Origin of the sequence: Pseudomonas sp. GD03858 (assembly GCF_029840925.1) — a bacterium.
GTDB lineage: Bacteria > Pseudomonadota > Gammaproteobacteria > Pseudomonadales > Pseudomonadaceae > Aquipseudomonas.
Window position 1 is genome coordinate 26,999 of record NZ_JAOCDM010000020.1, and the last position, 21,576, is coordinate 48,574.

A 21,576-nucleotide genomic window follows, 5' to 3' on the forward strand; every position below is an offset into this window, starting at 1 on the left:
TGGAGTAGGAAAATGGCCAAGAAGAGCATGAAAAACCGCGAGCTGAAGCGTCAGCTCACGGTAGCCAAGTTCGCTAAGAAGCGTGCTGAGCTGAAAGCGACCATCGTCAACCTGAACGCCTCTCCTGAAGAGCGTTTCGCTGCCGTTGTCGCCCTGCAGAAGCAACCACGTGACGCCAGCGCCGCGCGCCTGCGTAACCGTTGCCGCATCACCGGCCGTCCGCACGGCGTGTACCGCAAGTTCGGCCTCGGCCGTAACAAGCTGCGCGAAGCCGCCATGCGCGGTGACGTGCCAGGTCTGGTCAAGGCCAGCTGGTAATCCGGTTGGCGTGACCGCCGGCGCGAGGGGAGTGATCTTCCGACCGCCGGTGACCTCGCAAAGAAACAAGCCCCTATACGGGGCTTGTTTCGTTTCTGTCTTGTGTCTAGAATGACCGGCTCACCTGAGCCTGGGTTTTTTGCCCTGCCTGCTCGGGTGGTTGTGATAGCCGCAAGGCTAATAATTCTTGTATCAGGAGCATCTAGCCCATGAGTATGCAGGACCCGTTAGCGGACATGCTAACTCGCATCCGTAATGCCCAGATGGCTGAAAAGTCTGTCGTAAGCATGCCTTCCTCCACCCTGAAGGTCGCGGTTGCCAAAGTACTGAAAGACGAAGGTTACATCGCTGGCTACGAAGTCACCGGCGAAGCCAAGCCTTCCCTGTCGATCGAACTGAAGTACTTCGAAGGCCGTCCGGTCATCGAGGAGCTGAAGCGTACCAGCCGTCCTGGCCTGCGCCAGTACAAGGCCGTTACCGAGCTGCCGAAAGTACGCGGCGGTCTGGGCGTGTCTATCGTCTCCACCAACAAAGGTGTGATGACTGACCGCGCTGCGCGCGCTGCCGGTGTCGGCGGCGAAGTTCTGTGCACAGTGTTCTAAGGGGAGATAGGCATGTCTCGCGTCGCTAAGAACCCCGTTAAGCTGCCAGCAGGCGTCGAAGTCAAATTCGCCGGCCAGCAGCTTTCGGTGAAGGGTGCCAAGGGCACTCTCGAACTGAACGTTCACTCGTCTGTTGAAGTTACCGAAGAAGCTGGTGAGCTGCGTTTCTCCGCTCGCAACGGTGACCAGCAAGCTCGCGCCATGGCCGGTACCACCCGCGCCCTGGTGAACAACATGGTCCAGGGCGTAAGCCAAGGCTTCGAGCGCAAGCTCCAGCTGGTCGGTGTTGGTTACAAGGCACAGGCCAAGGGCACCGTCCTGAACCTGGCTCTGGGCTTCTCGCACCCAGTGGATTACGAACTGCCAGCCGGTATCACCGCTGAAACCCCAAGCCAGACCGACATCCTGATCAAGGGTATCGACAAGCAGCTGGTAGGTCAGGTGGCCGCTGAAGTCCGCGGTTTCCGTCCGCCAGAGCCTTACAAGGGCAAGGGTGTGCGTTACGCGGACGAAGTAGTCCGTCGTAAAGAAGCCAAGAAGAAGTAGGGCCTAGCAAATGACCGACAAAAAAGTTACTCGACTGCGTCGCGCTCGCAAAGCACGCCTGAAAATGCACGAGCTCGAAGCCGTGCGTCTGTGCGTGTTCCGCTCCTCGCAGCACATCTACGCCCAGGTCATTTCGGCCGACGGCAGCAAGGTTCTGGCAAGCGCCTCGACCTTGGACAAAGAACTGCGTGATGGCGCCACCGGCAACATCGACGCGGCCACTAAGGTTGGCAAGCTGGTAGCTGAGCGTGCGAAAGCCGCCGGTGTATCTCAAGTTGCCTTTGACCGTTCCGGCTTCAAGTACCACGGCCGCGTCAAGGCGCTGGCTGATGCTGCTCGTGAAGGCGGGCTGGAGTTCTAAGTTATGGCAAATAACGATCAAAAGCGCGACGAAGGCTACATCGAGAAGCTGGTTCAAGTTAACCGCGTAGCCAAAACCGTAAAAGGCGGCCGTATCTTCACCTTCACCGCGCTGACCGTGGTAGGTGATGGCAAGGGTCGTGTTGGCTTTGGCCGTGGCAAATCGCGCGAAGTACCAGCCGCGATCCAGAAAGCCATGGAAGCTGCTCGCCGCAACATGATTCAGGTCGACCTGAAAGGCACCACCCTGCAGTACGCCACCAAGGCCGCCCACGGCGCCTCGAAGGTCTACATGCAGCCTGCCTCGGAAGGTACCGGTATCATCGCCGGTGGCGCAATGCGTGCCGTCCTGGAAGTCGCTGGCGTCCAGAACGTCCTGGCCAAGTGCTACGGCTCGACCAACCCGGTGAACGTGGTTCACGCCACCTTCAAGGGTCTGAAAGCCATGCAATCCCCTGAGTCCATTGCTGCCAAGCGCGGCAAGACTGTCGAGGAGATCTTCTGATCATGGCAACCGTAAAAGTAACGCTGATCAAGAGCGTCTCGGGCCGTATCCCTAACCACAAGCTGTGCGTTAAGGGTCTGGGTCTGCGTCGCATCGGTCACACTGTAGAAGTCCAGGATACTCCCGAGAACCGCGGGATGATCAACAAGGCCTACTACATGCTGAAGGTCGAGGGTTAATCGATGAAACTCAATGATCTGAGTCCAGCGCCGGGTTCCCGTCGCGAGAAGCACCGTCCGGGCCGTGGTATCGGTAGCGGTCTGGGTAAGACCGGCGGCCGCGGCCACAAAGGTCAGACCTCCCGTTCCGGTGGCTCCATCGCTCCAGGCTTCGAAGGCGGTCAACAGCCGCTGCACCGTCGCCTGCCGAAGTTCGGCTTCGTTTCCCTGAAAGCCATGGACCGCGCTGAAGTGCGTCTGTCCGAGCTGGCCAAGGTGGAAGGCGATCTGATCACCGTTCAGTCCCTCAAGGACGCCAACGTGATCGGTCAGCACGTACAGCGCGTGAAAATCATGCTGTCGGGCGAAGTCACTCGCGCAGTCACCCTCAAGGGTATCGCCGTCACCAAAGGTGCACGTGCGGCTATCGAAGCAGCTGGCGGCAAGTTCGAGGAATAAATGGCTAAGCAAGGTGCTCTCTCTTCGCTCGGTAAGGGCGGGATGTCGGAACTCTGGGCTCGTCTGCGCTTTCTGTTCATGGCGATCATCGTCTATCGGATTGGCGCGCACATCCCGGTACCAGGCATTAACCCGGACCGTCTCGCGGATCTGTTCCGGCAGAATGAGGGGACCATTCTTAGCTTGTTCAACATGTTTTCCGGCGGCGCGCTGGAGCGCATGAGCATCTTTGCATTGGGGATCATGCCGTACATCTCGGCGTCGATCATCATGCAGCTCATGACCGCTGTCAGCCCGCAGCTGGAGCAGTTGAAGAAGGAAGGTGAAGCTGGCCGTCGCAAGATCAGCCAGTACACCCGCTACGGCACCGTTATCCTGGCGCTGGTTCAAGCCATTGGCATGTCCATTGGTCTGGCCAACCAGGGCGTGGCGTTTTCTGCTGGCCTCGGCTTCCATGTCGTCGCCGTCTCGACCTTCGTGGCGGGCGCGATGTTCATGATGTGGCTGGGCGAGCAGATCACCGAGCGCGGTGTGGGCAACGGTATCTCGATGTTGATCTTCGCAGGTATCGTTGCCGGTCTTCCGAGAGCAATCGGGCAGTCTTTCGAGTCTGCGCGTACAGGCGATATCAATATCTTCGCCCTGGTCGCTATCGGTTTGCTGGCAGTAGCGATTATCGGTTTCGTGGTGTTCATTGAGCGTGGTCAGCGTCGTATCGCCGTTCACTACGCCAAGCGTCAGCAGGGCCGCAAGGTTTTCGCTGCGCAGACCAGCCACTTGCCGTTGAAGGTGAACATGGCGGGCGTAATCCCGGCCATTTTCGCGAGCAGCATCCTGCTGTTCCCGGCTTCGCTGGGTGCCTGGTTCGGTCAGTCCGAAGGTATGGGCTGGCTGCAGGACATCTCGCAGTCGATCGCTCCTGGTCAGCCGTTGAACATTCTGCTGTTTAGTGCAGGGATCATTTTCTTCTGCTTCTTCTACACAGCGTTGATGTTCAACCCGAAAGACGTAGCGGAAAACCTGAAGAAGTCCGGTGCCTTTATTCCGGGTATCCGTCCTGGTGAGCAGTCGGCGCGCTACATTGATGGCGTTCTGACTCGTCTGACCATGTTCGGTGCTCTTTACATGATGGCCGTCTGCCTTCTGCCCCAGTTCCTGGTGGTGGCAGCAAACGTGCCGTTCTACCTTGGCGGGACCTCGTTGCTGATTGTGGTAGTGGTTGTGATGGACTTCATGTCCCAAGTACAATCGCACCTCGTTTCGCACCAGTACGAATCCCTGATGAAGAAAGCCAACCTGAAAGGCTACGGCGGCAGCGGCTTGCTGCGCTGATAGACCTCCTAAGGTTCGAGGAGTCGGTAATGAAAGTTCGTGCATCGGTGAAAAAGCTGTGCCGCAACTGCAAGATCATTCGTCGCGAAGGCGTCGTTCGCGTGATCTGCAGCGCGGAACCGCGTCACAAGCAGCGCCAAGGCTGAGTGTGATCCGCGTTTCAAACCCAGCAGCTAGTGTGCTGCTGGGTTGATTATTCGTTTCTACAGCGATATTATCTCGCGCCCTATTTCTTGGCTTCCGGGGCGTAGGTAGCTGTCAATTGGAGTCCCACTGAATGGCCCGTATTGCAGGCGTCAACATTCCAGATAACAAGCATACTGTTATCTCGCTGACCTACATCTATGGTGTCGGTCGCACTACTGCACAGAAAATCTGTGCGGATGCTGGTGTAAACCCAGCCGCTAAGATCAAGGATCTGAGCGACGAGCAAATCGAAACCCTGCGTGGCGAAGTCGCGAAGTTCACCACCGAAGGTGACCTGCGTCGTGACATCAACATGAAGATCAAGCGCTTGATGGACCTGGGTTGCTACCGCGGCCTGCGTCATCGTAAAGGTCTGCCGGTTCGCGGTCAGCGCACCAAGACCAACGCACGCACCCGTAAGGGCCCGCGTAAGCCGATCCGCAAGTAATCGCCCAGGAATATAGACATGGCAAAACCTGCTGCTCGTCCTCGTAAAAAAGTCAAAAAGACAGTGGTTGATGGCATCGCCCACATCCATGCGTCTTTCAACAACACCATCGTGACCATCACCGACCGTCAGGGCAACGCACTGTCCTGGGCTACCTCCGGTGGTTCCGGTTTCCGTGGTTCGCGCAAATCCACCCCGTTCGCAGCCCAGATCGCTGCCGAGCGTGCTGGTCAAGCTGCGCTGGAATATGGTCTGAAGAACCTCGACGTCAACGTCAAGGGTCCAGGTCCAGGTCGTGAGTCCGCCGTTCGTGCACTGAACAGCTGCGGCTACAAGATCGCCAGCATCACCGACGTGACGCCAATCCCGCACAACGGGTGCCGTCCGCCGAAGAAGCGTCGCGTGTAATCAGGAGACAGATAAATGGCACGTTACATTGGTCCAAAATGCAAACTGTCTCGCCGTGAAGGCACTGACCTGTTCCTGAAGAGCGGCGTTCGCGCTCTGGAATCGAAGTGCAACATCGAAGCAGCCCCAGGTATCCACGGCCAGCGCCGTGGCCGTCAGTCCGACTACGGTACCCAGCTGCGCGAGAAACAAAAAGTCCGTCGTATCTACGGTGTACTGGAGCGTCAATTCCGCGGTTACTACCAAGCGGCAGCCTCGAAGAAAGGCGCCACCGGTGAGAACCTGCTGCAGATGCTCGAGTGCCGTCTGGACAACGTCGTTTACCGTATGGGCTTCGGTTCCACCCGTTCCGAGTCCCGTCAGCTGGTTTCGCACAAGGCGATCAGCGTTAACGGCAAGACCGTAAACATTCCATCCTACCAAGTTCGTCCGGGTGACGTGGTCGCAGTTCGCGAGAAGTCGCTGAACCAGCTGCGCATTGTTCAAGCCCTTGAACTGTGCGCGCAGCGTGGCCGCGTTGAGTGGGTTGACGTGGATGCTGCTAAGAAGTCGGGCGTTTTCAAGAACGTTCCTGCTCGTAGCGACCTGTCCGCCGACATCAACGAAAACCTGATTGTCGAGCTCTACTCCAAGTAAGGGCTAGAAAATAGGTGCATCCATGCAGATTTCGGTAAATGAGTTTCTGACACCCCGCCACATCGATGTGCAGGTTGTCAGTCCAACCCGCGCCAAGATCACGCTCGAGCCTCTCGAGCGTGGCTTCGGCCATACCCTGGGCAACGCGCTGCGCCGCATCCTGTTGTCCTCCATGCCTGGCTGTGCAGTAGTCGAGGCCGAGATCGATGGCGTACTCCACGAGTACTCCGCGATCGAAGGTGTACAGGAAGACGTCATTGAAATCCTGTTGAACCTGAAAGGCCTGGCTATCAAGCTGCACGGTCGTGACGAAGTTACGCTGACCTTGTCGAAAAAGGGTTCGGGGGTGGTTACCGCTGCCGATATTCAGCTGGATCACGATGTCGAGATCGTCAACCCCGATCACGTAATCGCGAACCTGGCGTCCAACGGCGCCCTGAACATGAAGCTCACCGTAGCTCGTGGTCGCGGTTACGAGCCGGCCGACTCCCGTCAAACCGACGAGGACGAAAGCCGCAGCATTGGCCGTCTTCAGCTGGACGCTTCGTTCAGCCCGGTGCGTCGTATCGCCTACGTGGTCGAGAACGCCCGTGTTGAACAGCGTACCAACCTGGACAAGCTGGTCATCGATCTGGAAACCAACGGCACCCTGGACCCTGAAGAGGCTATCCGCCGCGCCGCGACCATCCTGCAACAGCAGCTGGCCGCGTTCGTCGACCTCAAAGGTGACAGCGAGCCGGTCGTGGTCGAGCAGGAAGACGAGATCGATCCGATCCTGCTGCGCCCGGTTGACGACCTGGAACTGACCGTACGTTCGGCCAACTGCCTCAAGGCGGAGAACATCTACTACATCGGCGACCTGATTCAGCGTACCGAAGTAGAGCTGTTGAAGACTCCTAACCTGGGCAAGAAGTCCCTGACCGAAATCAAGGACGTCCTGGCCTCCCGTGGTCTGTCTCTCGGCATGCGCCTCGACAACTGGCCGCCTGCAAGTCTTAAGAAAGACGACAAGGCGACTGCCTGATCGTCGTAATCACCGAACGTAGTGTTTGGTAAGGAATGAATCATGCGTCATCGTAAAAGTGGACGTCACCTGAGCCGTACCAGCTCTCACCGCAAGGCTATGTTCCAGAACATGGCAGTGTCGCTGATCGAGCACGAGCTGATCAAAACCACCCTGCCGAAAGCCAAGGAACTGCGCCGCGTTGCCGAGCCGCTGATCACCCTGGCCAAGGAAGACAGCGTAGCCAACCGTCGTCTGGCTTTCGACCGTACCCGTTCGAAGTCCGCCGTTGGCAAACTGTTCAACGACCTGGGCAAGCGTTACGCCACCCGTCAGGGCGGCTACCTGCGCATCCTGAAGTGCGGTTTCCGCGCTGGCGACAACGCGCCTATGGCGTACGTCGAGCTGGTTGATCGTCCGGTCGGTGGTGCTGTAGAAGCTGCCGAGTAAGACGTTCTGTCTGCTACAAGAAACCGGGCCTAGGCCCGGTTTTTTGTTGCCAGGTGAATTGCTATTTTCTATTGATACAAGTCACTTAATGAATTTGTTCTTGTAACACTGCTCGTCAATACTCTCTCCAAGCCGATTAGCCGGCAGTTCGAGACCCGATAAGGAGAGCCCATGAGCAAGATTCTCACCACCGCCAGCGGTGCCCCCGTTGCTGACAACCAGAATTCCCGTTCCGCCGGCCCACGTGGCCCGCTGCTGCTCGACGACTTCCATCTGATCGAGAAGCTGGCCCACTTCAACCGCGAGAACATCCCTGAGCGCCGCGTACATGCCAAGGGCTCCGGCGCCTACGGTACCTTCACCGTCACCCGTGATATCAGCGGCTATACCAGTGCCAAGCTGTTCGATGCCATCGGCAAGCGCACCGAAACCTTCCTGCGCTTCTCCACGGTCGGTGGCGAGCGCGGCTCCGCCGATACCGAGCGTGATCCACGTGGCTTCGCGGTTAAGTTCTATACCGAGGAAGGCAACTGGGACATCGTCGGCAACAACACCCCGGTATTCTTCATCCGTGACCCGTTGAAGTTCCCTGACTTCATTCACACCCAGAAGCGCCACCCGCAGAGCAATCTGAAGAACGCCCAGATGATGTGGGACTTCTGGTCGCATTCTCCCGAGGCCTTGCACCAGGTCACCATCCTGTTCTCCGACCGCGGTATCCCGGACGGCTACCGACACATGCATGGTTTCGGCAGCCACACCTACAGCCTGATCAACGCCAAGGGCGAGCGCACCTGGGTCAAATGGCACTTCAAGACTCAGCAGGGCATCAAGAACCTGGCGCCGGCCGACGCCGCCCGCCTGGCCGGCACCGATCCGGACTACGCCCAGCGTGACCTGTTCGAGGCCATCGAGCGTGGCGACTTCCCGCGTTGGACCGTGTGCATCCAGGTCATGAGCGAAGCCGAAGCGGCCGCCCGGGCAGAGAACCCATTCGATGTGACCAAGACCTGGTCGCAGAAGGACTACCCGCTGATCGAAGTTGGCGTGCTGGAGCTTAACCGCAACCCACTCAATTACTTCGCCGAAGTCGAGCAGGCGGCGTTCGGCCCCAGCAACATGGTCCCGGGCGTCGGCCTGTCGCCGGATCGCATGTTGCAGGGCCGGGTCTTCGCCTATGCCGATGCGCACCGCTACCGTGTGGGTACCAATCACCAGCAGCTGCCGGTCAATGCGCCGCGCTGCCCGGTGAACAGCTACCAGCGCGATGGCTCCATGGCCACTGGCAGCTACGGCGGCGCGCCGAACTACGAGCCCAACAGCTACGCTAGCGCGCCGAAGCAGTCGCCACGCCACGCGGAGCCCGCGCTGGCCCTGAGTGGCTCGGCGGATCGCTACGATCACCGTGAGGACGACGACTACTACAGCCACGCCGGCGCGCTGTTCCGTCTGATGAGCGCCGAGCAGAAGGCACTGTTGATCGCTAACATCGCCGGAACCATGGCGGGCGTGAGCGAAGATGTGGTGCAGCGCCAGCTGCAGTACTTCTTCAAGGCTGACCCGGCCTATGGAGAAGGAGTCGCCAAGGCCTTGGGCGTGAATCTCGCCTGAGTCGAAGTGATAAGAAGAACCGCCCTCATTTGGGCGGTTTTTCAATGAATATCACTACTGTTTAACCGATTTTTTGCTTCTAATTGCGCGTTTTTCAGTGACCGCGAGCAAAACCTGGTTCACACTATGTCCCATTGACGTATTCACAGGGAGAAGCAGGGCGATGCAAGGTCACCCGGACGTAATCAACTATCTCGTCACGTTGCTCAAGGGCGAACTGGCAGCGCGCGATCAGTACTTCATTCACTCGCGGATGTACGAAGACTGGGGCCTGACCAAGCTCTACGAGCGCATCAACCACGAGATGGAGGAAGAGACCCAGCACGCCGATGCCCTGATGCGCCGCATCCTGATGCTCGAAGGCACGCCGGACATGCGCGCCGACGACCTGGAAGTGGGCAGCACCGTGCCAGAGATGATCGAGGCTGATCTCAAGCTCGAGTACAAGGTTCGCGCCGCGCTGTGCAAGGGCATCGAACTGTGCGAGCTGCACAAGGACTACATCAGCCGCGACATCCTGCGTGCGCAGTTGGCCGATACCGAAGAAGATCACACCTACTGGCTGGAGAAGCAGCAGGGGCTGATCAAGGCCATTGGCCTGGAGAACTACCTGCAGTCGCAGATGTAATTTCGCTATTGCAGATGCCCCTGTGGGAGCGGGCTCGCCCGCTCCCACAGGGGTTTTTTGTTGGGCCTGGAATCAGGCCCGGTCACGTTCCAGCAGTGGCTTGAGGTAATGCCCGGTATACGACTGCTTCTTCTCGGCCAGTTCCTCCGGCGTGCCACAGGCAATGATCTGCCCACCCTTGGAGCCGCCCTCCGGCCCCAGGTCCACCAGCCAGTCGGCGGTCTTGATCACATCCAGGTTGTGCTCGATCACCACCACGGTATTACCGTGGTCACGCAGGCGGTGCAGCACATCCAGCAGCTGCTGGATATCGGCGAAGTGCAGGCCGGTGGTCGGCTCGTCGAGGATGTACAAGGTCTTGCCGGTATCGCGCTTGGACAGCTCGCGTGACAGCTTGACCCGCTGCGCCTCGCCACCGGACAGCGTCGTCGCCGACTGCCCCAGTTTGATGTACGACAGGCCCACGTCCATCAGTGTCTGCAGCTTGCGCGCCAGGGCCGGCACCGCGTCGAAGAACTCGCGGGCATCCTCGATGGTCATTTCCAGCACCTCGTGGATGTTCTTGCCCTTGTACTTGATCTCCAGGGTTTCGCGGTTGTAGCGCTTGCTCTTGCACACGTCGCACGGCACGTAGATGTCCGGCAGGAAGTGCATCTCAACCTTGATCAGGCCGTCGCCCTGGCACGCTTCGCAGCGCCCGCCCTTGACGTTGAACGAGAAGCGCCCTGGACCATAGCCACGCGAGCGGGACTCCGGCACGCCGGCGAACAGCTCGCGGATCGGGGTGAAGATGCCGGTGTAGGTCGCCGGGTTCGAGCGCGGTGTGCGACCGATCGGGCTCTGGTCGATGTCCACCACCTTGTCCAGATGCTGCAAGCCGTCGATGCTGGTGTGGGCGGCCGGCTCCAGGCTGCTCGCGCCGTTCAGGGCGGTAGCGGCCAGCGGGAACAGGGTGTTGTTGATCAGCGTCGATTTGCCCGAGCCGGACACCCCTGTCACGCAAGTGAGCAGGCCGATCGGCACTTCCAGGTCGACGTTCTGCAGGTTGTTGCCGCGCGCACCCTTGAGCTTGAGCGCGAGTTTCTTGTCGCGCGGTGTGCGCTTGGCCGGCACGACGATCTTCTTGCGCCCCGACAGGTACTTGCCGGTCAGCGAGTCGGGGTGCGCCATGACTTCCTCGGGCGAGCCCTCGGCGACGATCTGCCCGCCATGCACGCCCGCGCCGGGGCCGATGTCCACCACATAGTCGGCCAGGCGGATGGCGTCTTCGTCGTGCTCGACGACGATCACCGTGTTACCCAGGTCGCGCAGGTGGTTCAGGGTGGCCAGCAGACGGTCGTTGTCCCGCTGGTGCAGGCCGATCGACGGTTCGTCGAGGATGTACATCACCCCGACCAGGCCGGCGCCGATCTGGCTGGCCAGGCGAATGCGCTGGGCCTCGCCGCCGGACAGCGTCTCGGCGCTGCGGTCCAGGGTCAGGTAGTCGAGGCCGACGTTGACCAGGAACTGCAAGCGCTCGCAGATCTCCTTGAGGATTTTCGCGGCGATCTCGCCACGACGCCCGGTCAGGGTCAGGTCGCTGAAATAGTTACTGGCTTCGCCGATCGGCAGGTTGGTCACCGCCGGCAGGGTCTTCTCGCCGACCCAGACGTGGCGGGCCTCGCGACGCAGGCGGGTGCCGCGGCAGTCCGGGCAGGGCTGGGTGCCGAGGAACTTGGCCAGTTCTTCGCGCACGGTGGCCGACTCGGTCTCGCGGTAGCGGCGCTCGAGGTTGGGCACGATGCCCTCGAACGGGTGCGAGCGCTTGACGATGTCGCCACGGTCGTTGAGGTACTTGAAGTCGACGCTCTGCTTGCCGCTGCCTTGCAGGATCACCTTCTGGTGATCCGCCGAGAGCTGGCCGAACGGCTCCTCGAGGCTGAAGCCGTAATGCGCCGCCAATGAACCGAGCATCTGGAAGTAGTAGACGTTGCGCCGGTCCCAGCCACGGATCGCGCCTTCGGCCAGGGTCAGCTCGGCGTTGACCAGGCGCTTGGTGTCGAAGAACTGCTTTACCCCCAGGCCGTCACAGGTCGGACAGGCACCGGCCGGGTTGTTGAAGGAGAACAGCTTGGGCTCCAGCTCGCTGATCGCATGGCCGCAGACCGGGCAGGCGAAGCGCGCGGAGAAGATCATCTCTTCGCCTTCTTCACCGTCCATGGGCGCGACCAGGGCGATGCCGTCGGCCAGCTTGAGCGCGGTCTCGAACGATTCCGCCAGGCGCTGTTGCAGGTCGGCACGGACTTTGAAACGGTCCACCACCACATCGATGCTGTGCTTTTTCTGCTTGTCGAGCTTGGGCAGTTCGTCCAGCTCGTAGAGCTTGCCGTTGACCCGAGCGCGGACGAAGCCTTGGGCGCGTAGTTCGTCGAATACCGCCAGGTGCTCGCCCTTGCGCTCGCGGATCACTGGCGCCAGCAGCATCAGTTTGCTGCCTTCGGGTTTTTCCAGCACCAGGTCGACCATCTGGCTGATCGTTTGCGCCTCCAGCGGGATATCGTGGTCCGGGCAGCGCGGGGTGCCGACGCGGGCGTAGAGCAGGCGCAGGTAGTCGTAGATTTCGGTGATGGTGCCCACGGTCGAGCGCGGGTTGTGCGAGGTCGATTTCTGCTCGATGGAAATGGCCGGCGACAGCCCTTCGATGGTATCGACGTCGGGCTTTTCCATCATCGACAGGAACTGCCGGGCATAGGCCGACAGCGATTCGACATAGCGGCGCTGGCCTTCGGCGTACAGCGTGTCGAACGCCAGCGAAGACTTGCCGGAGCCGGACAGGCCGGTGATCACGATCAGCTTGTCCCGAGGCAGGGTGAGGTCGATGTTCTTCAGGTTGTGGGTGCGTGCCCCACGAATCAGGATCTTGTCCACTACGGCCTCGCTCGGCGGGCATAAACAAAGGAGTATACGGCGCGCTGCCAGTACGCGGCAAAGCGTCGCGTATATGCCGCCAAGGCGTCGGACTGATAGAATCGCCGCCGGTTCACACGAGGTTAATCCATGCACGACACCCACAACGAGCGCATGAGTGGCAGCGAAACCCGCGCCGCGAGCGGCCTGGCCCTGGTCTTTGCCTTTCGTATGCTGGGCATGTTCATGGTATTGCCGGTGCTGGCCACCTACGGCATGGACCTGGCCGGCGCAACGCCCGCGCTGATCGGCCTGGCCATCGGCGCCTATGGCCTGACCCAGGCCGTGCTGCAGATTCCGTTCGGGGTGATTTCCGATCGCATCGGCCGCCGTCCGGTGATCTACCTGGGGTTGGTGATCTTCGCCCTGGGCAGTGTGCTGGCGGCGCAGGCCGACTCCATCTGGGGGGTGATCGCGGGACGCATCCTGCAGGGCGCGGGGGCGATTTCCGCGGCGGTCATGGCGTTGTTGTCGGACCTGACCCGTGAACAGCACCGCACCAAGGCCATGGCCATGATCGGCATGAGCATCGGCCTGTCGTTCGCCGTGGCGATGGTGGTCGGTCCGTTGCTGACTCGTGCCTTTGGCCTGTCAGGATTGTTCCTCGCCACCGCGGGACTTGCCCTGGTCGGTATCGCCCTGATCGCCTTCGTCGTGCCCAACACCCACAAGACCCTGCAGCACCGCGAGTCCGGCGTCGCCCGCCAGGCCCTGGGCCCGACCCTGCGCCATCCGGACCTTCTGCGCCTGGACGTGGGCATTTTCGTCCTGCACGCCATTCTCATGGCCAGCTTCGTCGCGCTGCCCCTGGCCTTCGTCGAGCGCGGCGGCCTGCCGAAAGAGCAGCACTGGTGGGTGTACCTGACCGCGTTGCTGGTTTCATTTTTTGCAATGATCCCCTTCATCATCTACGGGGAGAAGAAGCGCAAGATGAAACGCGTCCTGCTCGGCGCGGTCAGTGTACTGCTGCTGGTGGAGGTGTTCTTCTGGCAGTGGGCTGACAACTTGCGCGGACTGGTGCTCGGCACCGTGGTATTCTTTACCGCATTCAACCTGCTGGAGGCGTCACTGCCTTCGCTGGTGAGCAAGGTGTCGCCAGCCGGTGGCAAGGGGACTGCGATGGGGGTGTATTCCACCAGCCAGTTCCTCGGCGCCGCGCTGGGAGGAATCATCGGTGGCTGGTTGTTCCAGCACGGTGGCCTGAGCACGGTGTTCCTGGGTTGCGCGGGCCTTTGCGCCCTGTGGCTGATCACTGCGTTGCGCATGAACGAGCCGCCTTACGTGACCAGCCTGCGCATGCCGCTGACGCCAGAGGCGGTCCGGGAAGCCGGGCTGACCGAGCGCCTGATGGCCGTGCCGGGTGTGACCGACGCCGTGGTGGTGGCAGACGAAGCCGCCATCTACATCAAACTGGATACGAAAATTTTGGACCGTGCGACCCTCGAGCGTCTGGTGAATCCAGCCTCTTCGGCGTGCGAAGCCTAGGAGAACGTTATGGCCCGTGGGGTTAACAAAGTCATTCTGGTCGGCACCTGCGGTCAGGATCCCGAAGTCCGCTACCTGCCCAACGGTAACGCCGTGACCAACCTGAGCCTGGCCACCAGCGAGCAGTGGACCGACAAGCAGTCCGGCCAGAAGGTCGAGCGCACCGAGTGGCACCGCGTCTCGCTGTTCGGCAAGGTCGCCGAGATCGCCGGCGAATACCTGCGTAAAGGTTCGCAGTGCTACATCGAGGGCAAGCTGCAGACCCGCGAGTGGGAAAAGGACGGTATCAAGCGCTACACCACCGAGATCATCGTCGACATCAACGGCACCATGCAGCTGCTCGGCGGTCGTCCGCAGGGTCAGCAGCAGGGTGGCGATCCGTACAACCAGGGTGGCGGCAACTACAACCAGGGTGGTGGTCAGCAGCAGTACAACCAGCAGGCCCCACGTCAGCAGGCTCCACGCCCGCAGCAGGCCCCGCAGCGCCCGGCGCCGCAACAGCCGGCTCCGCAGCCAGCCGCTGATTTCGACAGCTTCGACGACGATATTCCGTTCTAAGTTCGAGCCGTACGGCTTGCCAGAAACCCCTGAAACGCAAGTTTCAGGGGTTTTTTATTGAGCCCGCCAGGGACGTTGGCGCAGCTGCTGATCAGCTTGCGTCGAGCGCGGCCTGGGCGAACTGGGCGTCCAACTCCGGTGTCGCGCCACTGATACCGATACCGCCGATATGCGCACCCTTGGCATCCATGATCGGCAGGCCGCCCTCCAGCAATAGAAAGCCTGGTAGCGAGGCATAGGGATTGGCGGGCAACGCGGCGCTTCGTTCGCCCAGCGAACGAGAGGAGGCCGGAAAGCGGGCGGATGTCGAGGCCTTGAGTTGCGCGACTTGTACGCTGCCGCTGCTGGTGCCGTCCATGCGATGGAAGTGCTTCAGGTTGCCGTGGTTGTCGACGATGCTGACGACGATGGCATGCCCTTTGGCCAGAGCTGCCTGCTCTGCGGCGGCAGCCATGCGCCGCGCTTGCTCGGCGCTGAGGTGTGCAGTGGCTCGGTGGTCGTCGCTGTTGGCTGGAGCGGGTGCCGTAGCCTGGGCCAGTTGCGGTGCGCAGAGGCAGAGAACGATCAGAAACTGCTTTATGGTCATGGTGGTTTATCCCGTCCCGGTGGAACAGAAAACCTAGCAAGTCAGTATGGGGAGGCCGTGTAGTTCATTTCCTAAAATGATGTCGGCCTACACAACCGCCTTTGTCATGATCCTTGTCCGTACCAAGCGACCGGGCGGGGCGTTGTCCTGCCCCTGTATTCATGGTCGCATCGCTTCAGCGTTCAGGTGCTGCTCGGAGTAGGCAAGCAGCCCGTTGACCGCATGCAGGTCCTTTTCCATCAGCCCACCCACGGCGGCCTTCAAGCGTAGTTGGGCGAGCAGTATGGCGTAGCGCACTCGAGCCAGTCGTTGCGTCACCTCGGTGAGCCGCCCTTGGGCGTCCAGCACGTCTCGGCTGACACGCACGCCTACCTGGTATCCCAGGCGATTGGCTTCCAGGGCGGTCGTGGCGGAAGACTTCGCGGTCCCCAGAGACCGTGCCTGCGCCTGGCCATCACGTATCTCCAACCAGGCTTCATGGACTTGAAGTTGCGCGATGCGCATGGCGTCTTCGTGCAGGGCCTCGCTTTGCGTCCGCAAGGCCTGGGCTTGGCGCACCGCCGAGGTAGCGCGTCCACCACCGTACAGCGGTAGCTGAAAGCGCAGGCTGATGCTGGACAGGTCGCTGCGCTCATTGCCAATGCTGGGCTGATGCTGGATACCTCGGCTCGCTACCAGGTCGAGCGTTGGCAGATGCTCGGCATTGCGATTGCGAACTTCGTTCTGCGCGATTGCCAGGCGCAGCGCCTGCACCTGGACTGCATAGGCATCCTGTCGCGCCGATGCCAGCCAGAAAGCGATGTCGGCTGGCGCAGGTGCGGGGAATTGCACGCCTTCAGGTAGGTCGCGCAAGACGCCGGGCGATCGACCGGTCATGCTCGCCAATGCATGCCGCGCCTTTTCGACCTGGCTGATGGCCGCAATCAACGCTGCCTCTGTCTGCTCGGCGCTGGCTTGTGCGTCATGCACGTCGGTGATGCTGGCATTGCCAAGTTCGAAATGCTTGCGAGCGCTGGCCAGGAGCTGAACACCAGCAGTTTGCTGCTGGCGCAAGGCATGCACCTGCGCCTCTGTGCCGAGCACTTCGAAATAGGCCTCGGCGACCCGCAGGAGTAAGGCTTGGCGCGCCTCGTGAAAGCGACAGGTGGCCAGGGCCGCTTGCTGGGTGCCTTGCTGGTACTGGACCCAATGCTTCCAGCGAAACAGTGGCTGGACCAATTGAATGCTGAGTGTCTGGTTCCGGCGGCTATCGCTCATCGTCTCGTGTTCGAGTTGGTACTGGGTTCGCGTCCACGCCTGCTGCGCCTGCAAAGACAGCTCTGGCCACAGGCCTGCACGGGCCTGGACTTCGGACTCCTGGCCCGCCAGGTGCTCGGCGTTGGCCGCAGACCATTGTGGGTCGTGTAGCAACGCGGCCCGATAAGCGCTGACCAGGTCGTCCGCAGCGCAGGCCATCGTAGTCAGCAGCAGCACCAGAGCAAGGCCAAACCGATAGTCCAGGCAAGGCATCAAGCCAAGGCCTGCGTTGCTGCGTGCCGATAATCCTCGACGATTGCGCCGTTTTGCAGGCGTATCACCCGATTTGCCAAGGCAATGGTTTCCTGGCGATGGGCGATGCTGATACGGGTCATGCGCAGCTGTTGCAGGGCCTTCGTTACCCACTGCTCGCCAAGCGGGTCCAGTTGGCTGGTGGCCTCGTCCAGGGCCAGGATCCTGGGTTGCTTGAACAGCGCTCTGGCCAACAGCAACCTTTGTCGTTGGCCGCCTGACAGGCTATTGCCCATTTCCGTCACCAGGGTCTGGTAGCCCATGGGCATCTGGTTGATTGTGTCGTGGATATGCGCCTGACGCGCGGCAGCCTCGATTTCGCCCTGATCGGCTTGAGGGTCGAAGCAGGCGATGTTTTCCATGAGGGAGCCGGCCAGCAGGTGATCGTCCTGCATCACCGTGCCTATCAGGCTGCGCAGCCCTTCGACGCCCAGTTGGCGCACAGGCACATCACCGATCCGAATCTCGCCCTCGGTAGGCTGCAGCAGGCCGAGCATCAGTTTGAACAGCGTCGACTTGCCGCAACCCGACTCCCCGACGATCACGACCGCTTCGCCAGCAGCAATGGTCAGTGACAGGTTGCGAATGATCCAGGGTTCCCCTTCGGCATAGCGAAAAGAAACGTCCCTGAATTCGACACTGGGCACGATGCGGCGCACATCGGTTTCCAGTTGGGCGCTTGGCTCGATGGGCTCCAGCGCGATATCGGCCAAACGCTCGGCATGCAACGACAGCATGCTGATTTCGATGCCCAGGTCGATCAGTTTGCTGGCGCGTCCGGTGAACTGGCTCTTGTAGGCCAGAAAAGCCAGCAGCATGCCCAGCGACAGGTCTGCGTCAAGGACGGCCATGCCGCCGACATACAGCAGCAACATGCCTTCGATGCCGAAGACCAGGGTATTGAGGCTGGCGAACAACAGCAGCATCTTCTGCGTGGCGAGGTCGCGGTTCTGCACATCGGCCAGCATGTTTTGCCAGCAGGCCAGGCGCGCCGAGGTCATGTTGAACAGCTTGATCGACATGGCCGTGCGGATCGTTTCGAGGAAGTATGAGTTTTCCCGGGCGCTCAGCACGATTCGTTCCTCTGAAGCACCGCGCAAGGGATGGTAGAACGCCAGGCGCAACAACGCGTAGAACAGCACCGCGCTGCCTACGATGCAGGTCAGCAGAGGGCTGTACAGCAGCATCATGGCCACGGTGATGACGGTGACCAGGCCATCCAGCAGCACGCTCACCGCGCCATTGGTCAACACGTTGCGGATGGCGGACAGCGACTGGAAGCGTGCGCTGATGTCGCCTAGCTGGCGCCGTTCAAAAAAAGACCAGGGCAGTTGCAGCAAGTGGCTGCACAGATTACCCGACCATTGCAGGGCCAGTTGCTGGTTGAGGCGCAGGTTCATCCAGCCACGGCCCATGCGCAGGGCAAAGTCCACCAGCATCAGCATGCAGCCGCCCAGCACTGCCAATAGCAGCAGGTGCCGGTCCGCCGAAACCAGTGCGCCATCGACCACCCATTGGGTTACCTGGGGTGAGAGCAGGGCCACCATTTCCATGGCGAGCGCCAGTACCAGGATGTTGCCCAGCGCTCGCTTGAGCCCTTGTATCCGTCCGGTCAAGGCGCTCAAGCGTATGCGAGGCTTGTGCCGAGCGGGCGCGAATTCGGTATTGGGCGAGAGCTCCAGGGCGACACCCGTGAAGTGCCGGGATGCTTCCTCCAGCGAGACCCGTTGGCGCCCGTGGGCGGGGTCGAGGATCACCAGGCGATTGGCCTGGCATTTCTCCAGCACCACGAAATGGTTGAGTTTCCAGTGCAGGATGCAGGGCAGGCGCAGTTGGCGGATCTCGTCGAGCTCCAGGCGCACTGGCCGGCAGGTGAACGCCAATTGCTGGGCATGGCGGATCAGTTGCGCCAGGCTGGTGCCCTTGCTCGAAATAGCGAAACGCCGACGCAGTGTCGCCAGGTCCAGGTGCAGGCCGTGCGCGGCGGCGATCATCACCAGGCAGGCCAGGGCGCATTCATGGCTTTCGGCCTGCAAGGTCACGCGCATGGCTTGTGTCCTTCGATCAAAGCTGTCGACTGGGTGTTCACGCGCGAACCAGCTCCAGAATGTCCTGGCGGCACAGGTCGTGGAGCAGCGCGCGTAGTTTGGCTGAGTCCATTTCGGCCAGCCCGTTTGCCAAGTGGTCCAGGCGAATACCGGGGGCTTGCTCGATGCAGCGCACCACGCGCAGCGCCGACTCATCCAGGTTGATCCGAGCACCATTGGCGATCAGTTGGCCGTGCTCGAGCGATGCCGTGCTGTTGGCGGCCAGGCGCAACCGGGCGTCCTCTGGCAGCTGTGTGATGCTTGGGTTGCCGAACAAATCGATGGCCAGAGGCGTCTCGATGCGCTGGGCGATGGCGAACGCCTCCATGAACGTCTGGTACTGACCTGAGTCCGTGAGGCGCTCGGCCAGTTGCGCGGCGAGTGATGCGAGGTTCTCGCGGTCCTGCTCGAAGGTGGTCATCGCCTGACGCGCGGCCAGCAGCTCGGGTAGTTTTTGCATGGTCCAGTGCACATAGTCCAAGGCATTGGCCGGGAACGTGCCAATGGAGAGGTGAAAGGTTTCTTCCTCGAACGGCAGCGGGTTGTGCCACCAGCCACGGGGCAGGTAGAGCATGTCGCCTGGCTCGAGCACCAGGTCCATGTACGGCTCGCTCGGGCAGGGGTAGTCCTGCTCCAGGTCCTTGCTCTGCTGCATGAACAACGGTTCGGCGAAGCTGGGTGGGTAGATGATCCAGCGTTTTCGGCCAATCAGTTGGATGGCGAAGATATCCCGGGTGTCCCAATGGGTCTGGAACGATGCCTGACGGCCAAAGGCCGCATACACGCTGCAGACGGTTTGTCGGCCGGTGAACTGCGCCACCTGGCGGGCCAGGGCGTGGATCTTGGGTTCGTTGACGAGCTTGTTGGCAATCAGGGTGGCGCCATTTTTCATGCGTTCATAGAGCGCCGGCTTGATCAACCGGTGCCTGACCATGCCGACGTCGTAGAAGGTTTCGATGTACTCCTGCTTGGGGACCAAGCCGTTGTGGAGAATCTTGAAGTCGTCTGTATCAATAGACGCTCGCTCGATGATCTCATTAGCGTCGGGCCAGAAAAAAGATAACGGTGTGCGAATGGCGTTACTGATCAAGAGTGGCGATTTACCTTGGTGAAGACTAGTGAAATCGTGCTTCGTGATTTTGAAGTCAATAATCATGGCTGTCGGTATAAAAGGTATGTTGAGATCGGTGTTTGGAGTGTTAGATGTGTGTGAGTGAGGCATGGTCTGATTTTCTAGGTATAGGTAATTTATAAACTGATACGACCATCTGCTGGAGAGGTAAGTTGAAAAGATGGCTTAAGGAAATAACAGTGGGAATAGCTCGAGCGATTTTGAAGTGCGCCAGCCGAGTATCAAAATTAGCATCTTGAAGATTAGTGCTTAGCCCATCATTTCCCAATAAAAACTAATTTCTCCGACCCCTATGGAAACTGTGGCGCTGGCATAGGCTTCAGCAGGTTCGACAATGATTCGATTGGCTGGATTGCCCGGGAGAGGATGTATTTCTGCTTTTAGCGAGGTGAAGGTTGTTTTAAGTTTCTGTAGTTAGTTTGTCAGCCCGAGTAGGGAGCCTAAAGTTTGTGAATAGGTGTTTGTGATGTAGGCGGCAATTATGGCGGGCGCTCCGGTGAGCAATGAAAATTCTAGAGGCTCTGGGATTCTTGGTTTAAAGGTTAGAAGAAGTATTTTTATTAGGATGCAGCTGATCAGTGCTACGCCTACTGTAAGGCTGAGTCTGATCGCTTCAAGGGGATCCATGTCTATCATTCGATTATGCCTAAGGCGATGGCCAGTGTGCGTGACAATTTATCGGCGATGTGGAGCGCTGTTAATGTGGATAAGGTGATGGCGAACGGAAGATATAGTGGGTCTGATATATTTCTCTTGAAGTATAAAAATATGTACTTTATTGCAAGCAGGATTGTCAGGCTTACGCCTATCGTAAGTGCGAATTTTAATGCGCCTAAGGCATCCATATTTTAATTGTCCATAGCTGATGGCGCGCATTGGAAGTGTGGTTTTTACGGCTATCGGTTGTAGTTAGTCCCGGCGGCATTCATCCAATTGCTCATCATTCCGCCTGCCATACCGCTATAAAAACTGACCTGTGTGCCTGCGATAGCTCCGGCTGCAACGGCTGGCGCACTCGCAGGGCCTGCTATGAAGCCGCTTATGGCACCTGCCGCTACAGTCGTTGCGAAACCATTCATTGAGCCTTCACCTGTCATGCTTTGGTACCCGATGTAGCCGGCCCCGGCGATGGCTGCATTGACAACAGCTCCGGGGACACCGTACCCGCCTGCGACCAGCTCGAGCTCTTCGATTAGTAAATCCTTCATAGCGTGTCTCCTGGAACATGGGGTAGTAGGTAGTTGTTTACCTTCGGTTGAATCGTTTGGTGTAAATCTAATTTGAGTCTAGATTTTTATGTTTGGCTTTCGGAACGGGTTGAGCTGTAATGCTGCACTCGTTTGATGCACCTTCATATCCGACAGGTGTCGTGGTGGCCTAATAGTTTCACTGCCATCAGCGTCGAACGAGAACGCGTACCGTGTTTGCGCAGCAGTGCTGACACATGGTCGCGTACCGTGTAATCGCTGATCTGTAAATCAAGCGCGATCTGCTTGTTGGTCTTGCCGAGCAACAGTAGTCGCAGTACGTCCGACTCGCGTGGCGTCAAGTTCATCGTTCCCTCGTTATAGGTTATGCATCGCC

The 21,576-nt window shown here is 59.9% G+C and carries 25 protein-coding genes; 18 read left to right on the plus strand and 7 right to left on the minus strand.

Annotated features, from left to right (window positions below; all coding sequences use genetic code 11):
• Positions 1 to 12: 12 nt before the first annotated feature.
• From rpsN to bfr, 16 genes are all read left to right on the plus strand, one after another.
• Entirely contained in the window at positions 13 to 318 is a 306-nt protein-coding gene (gene rpsN, locus N5D48_RS08245) for a 30S ribosomal protein S14 (RefSeq protein ID WP_279882975.1), read from the plus strand.
• A 209-nt stretch (positions 319 to 527) separates the two neighbouring features.
• Complete coding sequence (rpsH, locus tag N5D48_RS08250; RefSeq protein ID WP_134693400.1) at positions 528 to 920, plus strand: 30S ribosomal protein S8; 393 nt, start codon at positions 528 to 530, stop codon at positions 918 to 920.
• 12 nt (positions 921 to 932) lie between these two features.
• Positions 933 to 1,466, plus strand: coding sequence for a 50S ribosomal protein L6 (rplF, locus tag N5D48_RS08255; RefSeq protein WP_011531892.1), 534 nt, complete (start codon positions 933 to 935; stop codon positions 1,464 to 1,466).
• Between the two features lie 10 nt (positions 1,467 to 1,476).
• Positions 1,477 to 1,827: a 50S ribosomal protein L18 gene (gene rplR / locus N5D48_RS08260; protein ID WP_011531893.1), complete on the plus strand. Its 351-nt coding sequence runs from the start codon at positions 1,477 to 1,479 to the stop codon at positions 1,825 to 1,827.
• Positions 1,828 to 1,830: 3 nt separating this feature from the next.
• Positions 1,831 to 2,331 (plus strand): 30S ribosomal protein S5, encoded by a 501-nt coding sequence (gene rpsE / locus N5D48_RS08265; protein WP_011531894.1) that lies wholly within the window; start codon positions 1,831 to 1,833, stop codon positions 2,329 to 2,331.
• Between the two features lie 2 nt (positions 2,332 to 2,333).
• Entirely contained in the window at positions 2,334 to 2,510 is a 177-nt protein-coding gene (gene rpmD / locus N5D48_RS08270) for a 50S ribosomal protein L30 (RefSeq protein ID WP_011531895.1), read from the plus strand.
• A 3-nt stretch (positions 2,511 to 2,513) separates the two neighbouring features.
• Positions 2,514 to 2,948, plus strand: coding sequence for a 50S ribosomal protein L15 (gene rplO, locus N5D48_RS08275; protein WP_011531896.1), 435 nt, complete (start codon positions 2,514 to 2,516; stop codon positions 2,946 to 2,948).
• Positions 2,949 to 4,280 (plus strand): preprotein translocase subunit SecY, encoded by a 1,332-nt coding sequence (gene secY, locus N5D48_RS08280; RefSeq protein WP_003255459.1) that lies wholly within the window; start codon positions 2,949 to 2,951, stop codon positions 4,278 to 4,280.
• Positions 4,281 to 4,309: 29 nt separating this feature from the next.
• Positions 4,310 to 4,426 (plus strand): 50S ribosomal protein L36, encoded by a 117-nt coding sequence (gene rpmJ, locus N5D48_RS08285; RefSeq protein ID WP_002555468.1) that lies wholly within the window; start codon positions 4,310 to 4,312, stop codon positions 4,424 to 4,426.
• 131 nt (positions 4,427 to 4,557) lie between these two features.
• Positions 4,558 to 4,914 (plus strand): 30S ribosomal protein S13, encoded by a 357-nt coding sequence (rpsM, locus tag N5D48_RS08290; protein ID WP_003255457.1) that lies wholly within the window; start codon positions 4,558 to 4,560, stop codon positions 4,912 to 4,914.
• 18 nt (positions 4,915 to 4,932) lie between these two features.
• Positions 4,933 to 5,322 (plus strand): 30S ribosomal protein S11, encoded by a 390-nt coding sequence (gene rpsK, locus N5D48_RS08295; RefSeq protein WP_003255454.1) that lies wholly within the window; start codon positions 4,933 to 4,935, stop codon positions 5,320 to 5,322.
• Positions 5,323 to 5,337: 15 nt separating this feature from the next.
• Positions 5,338 to 5,958, plus strand: a complete 621-nt coding sequence (rpsD, locus tag N5D48_RS08300) for a 30S ribosomal protein S4 (protein WP_134693401.1) — start codon at positions 5,338 to 5,340, stop codon at positions 5,956 to 5,958.
• 22 nt (positions 5,959 to 5,980) lie between these two features.
• On the plus strand, positions 5,981 to 6,982 hold the full coding sequence (gene rpoA, locus N5D48_RS08305) for a DNA-directed RNA polymerase subunit alpha (protein ID WP_003255452.1): 1,002 nt from the start codon (positions 5,981 to 5,983) through the stop codon (positions 6,980 to 6,982).
• Positions 6,983 to 7,024: 42 nt separating this feature from the next.
• Positions 7,025 to 7,411: a 50S ribosomal protein L17 gene (gene rplQ / locus N5D48_RS08310; protein ID WP_003255451.1), complete on the plus strand. Its 387-nt coding sequence runs from the start codon at positions 7,025 to 7,027 to the stop codon at positions 7,409 to 7,411.
• Positions 7,412 to 7,582: 171 nt separating this feature from the next.
• A complete protein-coding gene (locus N5D48_RS08315) occupies positions 7,583 to 9,022 on the plus strand; it encodes a catalase (RefSeq protein WP_279882978.1) in 1,440 nt (479 codons plus the stop codon).
• 163 nt (positions 9,023 to 9,185) lie between these two features.
• The gene (gene bfr / locus N5D48_RS08320; protein WP_028690240.1) at positions 9,186 to 9,650 is read left to right on the plus strand and encodes a bacterioferritin; all 465 of its coding nucleotides are present in this window, start codon (positions 9,186 to 9,188) and stop codon (positions 9,648 to 9,650) included.
• 72 nt (positions 9,651 to 9,722) lie between these two features.
• Here the strand turns inward: bfr and uvrA are convergent, their stop codons facing one another.
• Positions 9,723 to 12,557, minus strand: coding sequence for an excinuclease ABC subunit UvrA (uvrA, locus tag N5D48_RS08325; RefSeq protein ID WP_279882980.1), 2,835 nt, complete (start codon positions 12,555 to 12,557; stop codon positions 9,723 to 9,725).
• A 129-nt stretch (positions 12,558 to 12,686) separates the two neighbouring features.
• On the opposite strand from uvrA, the gene N5D48_RS08330 reads away from it, so the two are divergent.
• Entirely contained in the window at positions 12,687 to 14,081 is a 1,395-nt protein-coding gene (locus N5D48_RS08330; RefSeq protein ID WP_279882982.1) for an MFS transporter, read from the plus strand.
• 9 nt (positions 14,082 to 14,090) lie between these two features.
• Complete coding sequence (locus tag N5D48_RS08335; RefSeq protein WP_279882984.1) at positions 14,091 to 14,639, plus strand: single-stranded DNA-binding protein; 549 nt, start codon at positions 14,091 to 14,093, stop codon at positions 14,637 to 14,639.
• A 91-nt stretch (positions 14,640 to 14,730) separates the two neighbouring features.
• Here N5D48_RS08335 and N5D48_RS08340 read toward each other — a convergent pair whose 3' ends face one another.
• The 6 genes from N5D48_RS08340 to N5D48_RS08365 all read right to left on the minus strand — a co-directional run bounded on the left by N5D48_RS08340 (position 14,731) and on the right by N5D48_RS08365 (position 21,547).
• The gene (locus N5D48_RS08340) at positions 14,731 to 15,225 is read right to left on the minus strand and encodes a heme-binding protein (protein WP_279882986.1); all 495 of its coding nucleotides are present in this window, start codon (positions 15,223 to 15,225) and stop codon (positions 14,731 to 14,733) included.
• A gap of 159 nt (positions 15,226 to 15,384) precedes the next feature.
• Positions 15,385 to 16,734 carry a TolC family outer membrane protein gene (locus N5D48_RS08345; RefSeq protein ID WP_279882988.1) on the minus strand — a complete coding sequence of 450 codons (1,350 nt, stop codon included), beginning with the start codon at positions 16,732 to 16,734 and terminating at the stop codon, positions 15,385 to 15,387.
• Positions 16,734 to 18,821: a peptidase domain-containing ABC transporter gene (locus N5D48_RS08350; RefSeq protein ID WP_279882990.1), complete on the minus strand. Its 2,088-nt coding sequence runs from the start codon at positions 18,819 to 18,821 to the stop codon at positions 16,734 to 16,736. The genes N5D48_RS08345 and N5D48_RS08350 overlap by 1 nt, the downstream gene beginning before the upstream one ends.
• A 37-nt stretch (positions 18,822 to 18,858) precedes the next feature.
• Entirely contained in the window at positions 18,859 to 19,839 is a 981-nt protein-coding gene (locus N5D48_RS08355) for a cupin domain-containing protein (RefSeq protein WP_347881611.1), read from the minus strand.
• Between the two features lie 1,049 nt (positions 19,840 to 20,888).
• Positions 20,889 to 21,200 (minus strand): hypothetical protein, encoded by a 312-nt coding sequence (locus tag N5D48_RS08360; RefSeq protein WP_279882992.1) that lies wholly within the window; start codon positions 21,198 to 21,200, stop codon positions 20,889 to 20,891.
• A 143-nt stretch (positions 21,201 to 21,343) separates the two neighbouring features.
• A complete protein-coding gene (locus tag N5D48_RS08365) occupies positions 21,344 to 21,547 on the minus strand; it encodes a LuxR C-terminal-related transcriptional regulator (RefSeq protein ID WP_279882994.1) in 204 nt (67 codons plus the stop codon).
• Positions 21,548 to 21,576: the final 29 nt, after the last annotated feature.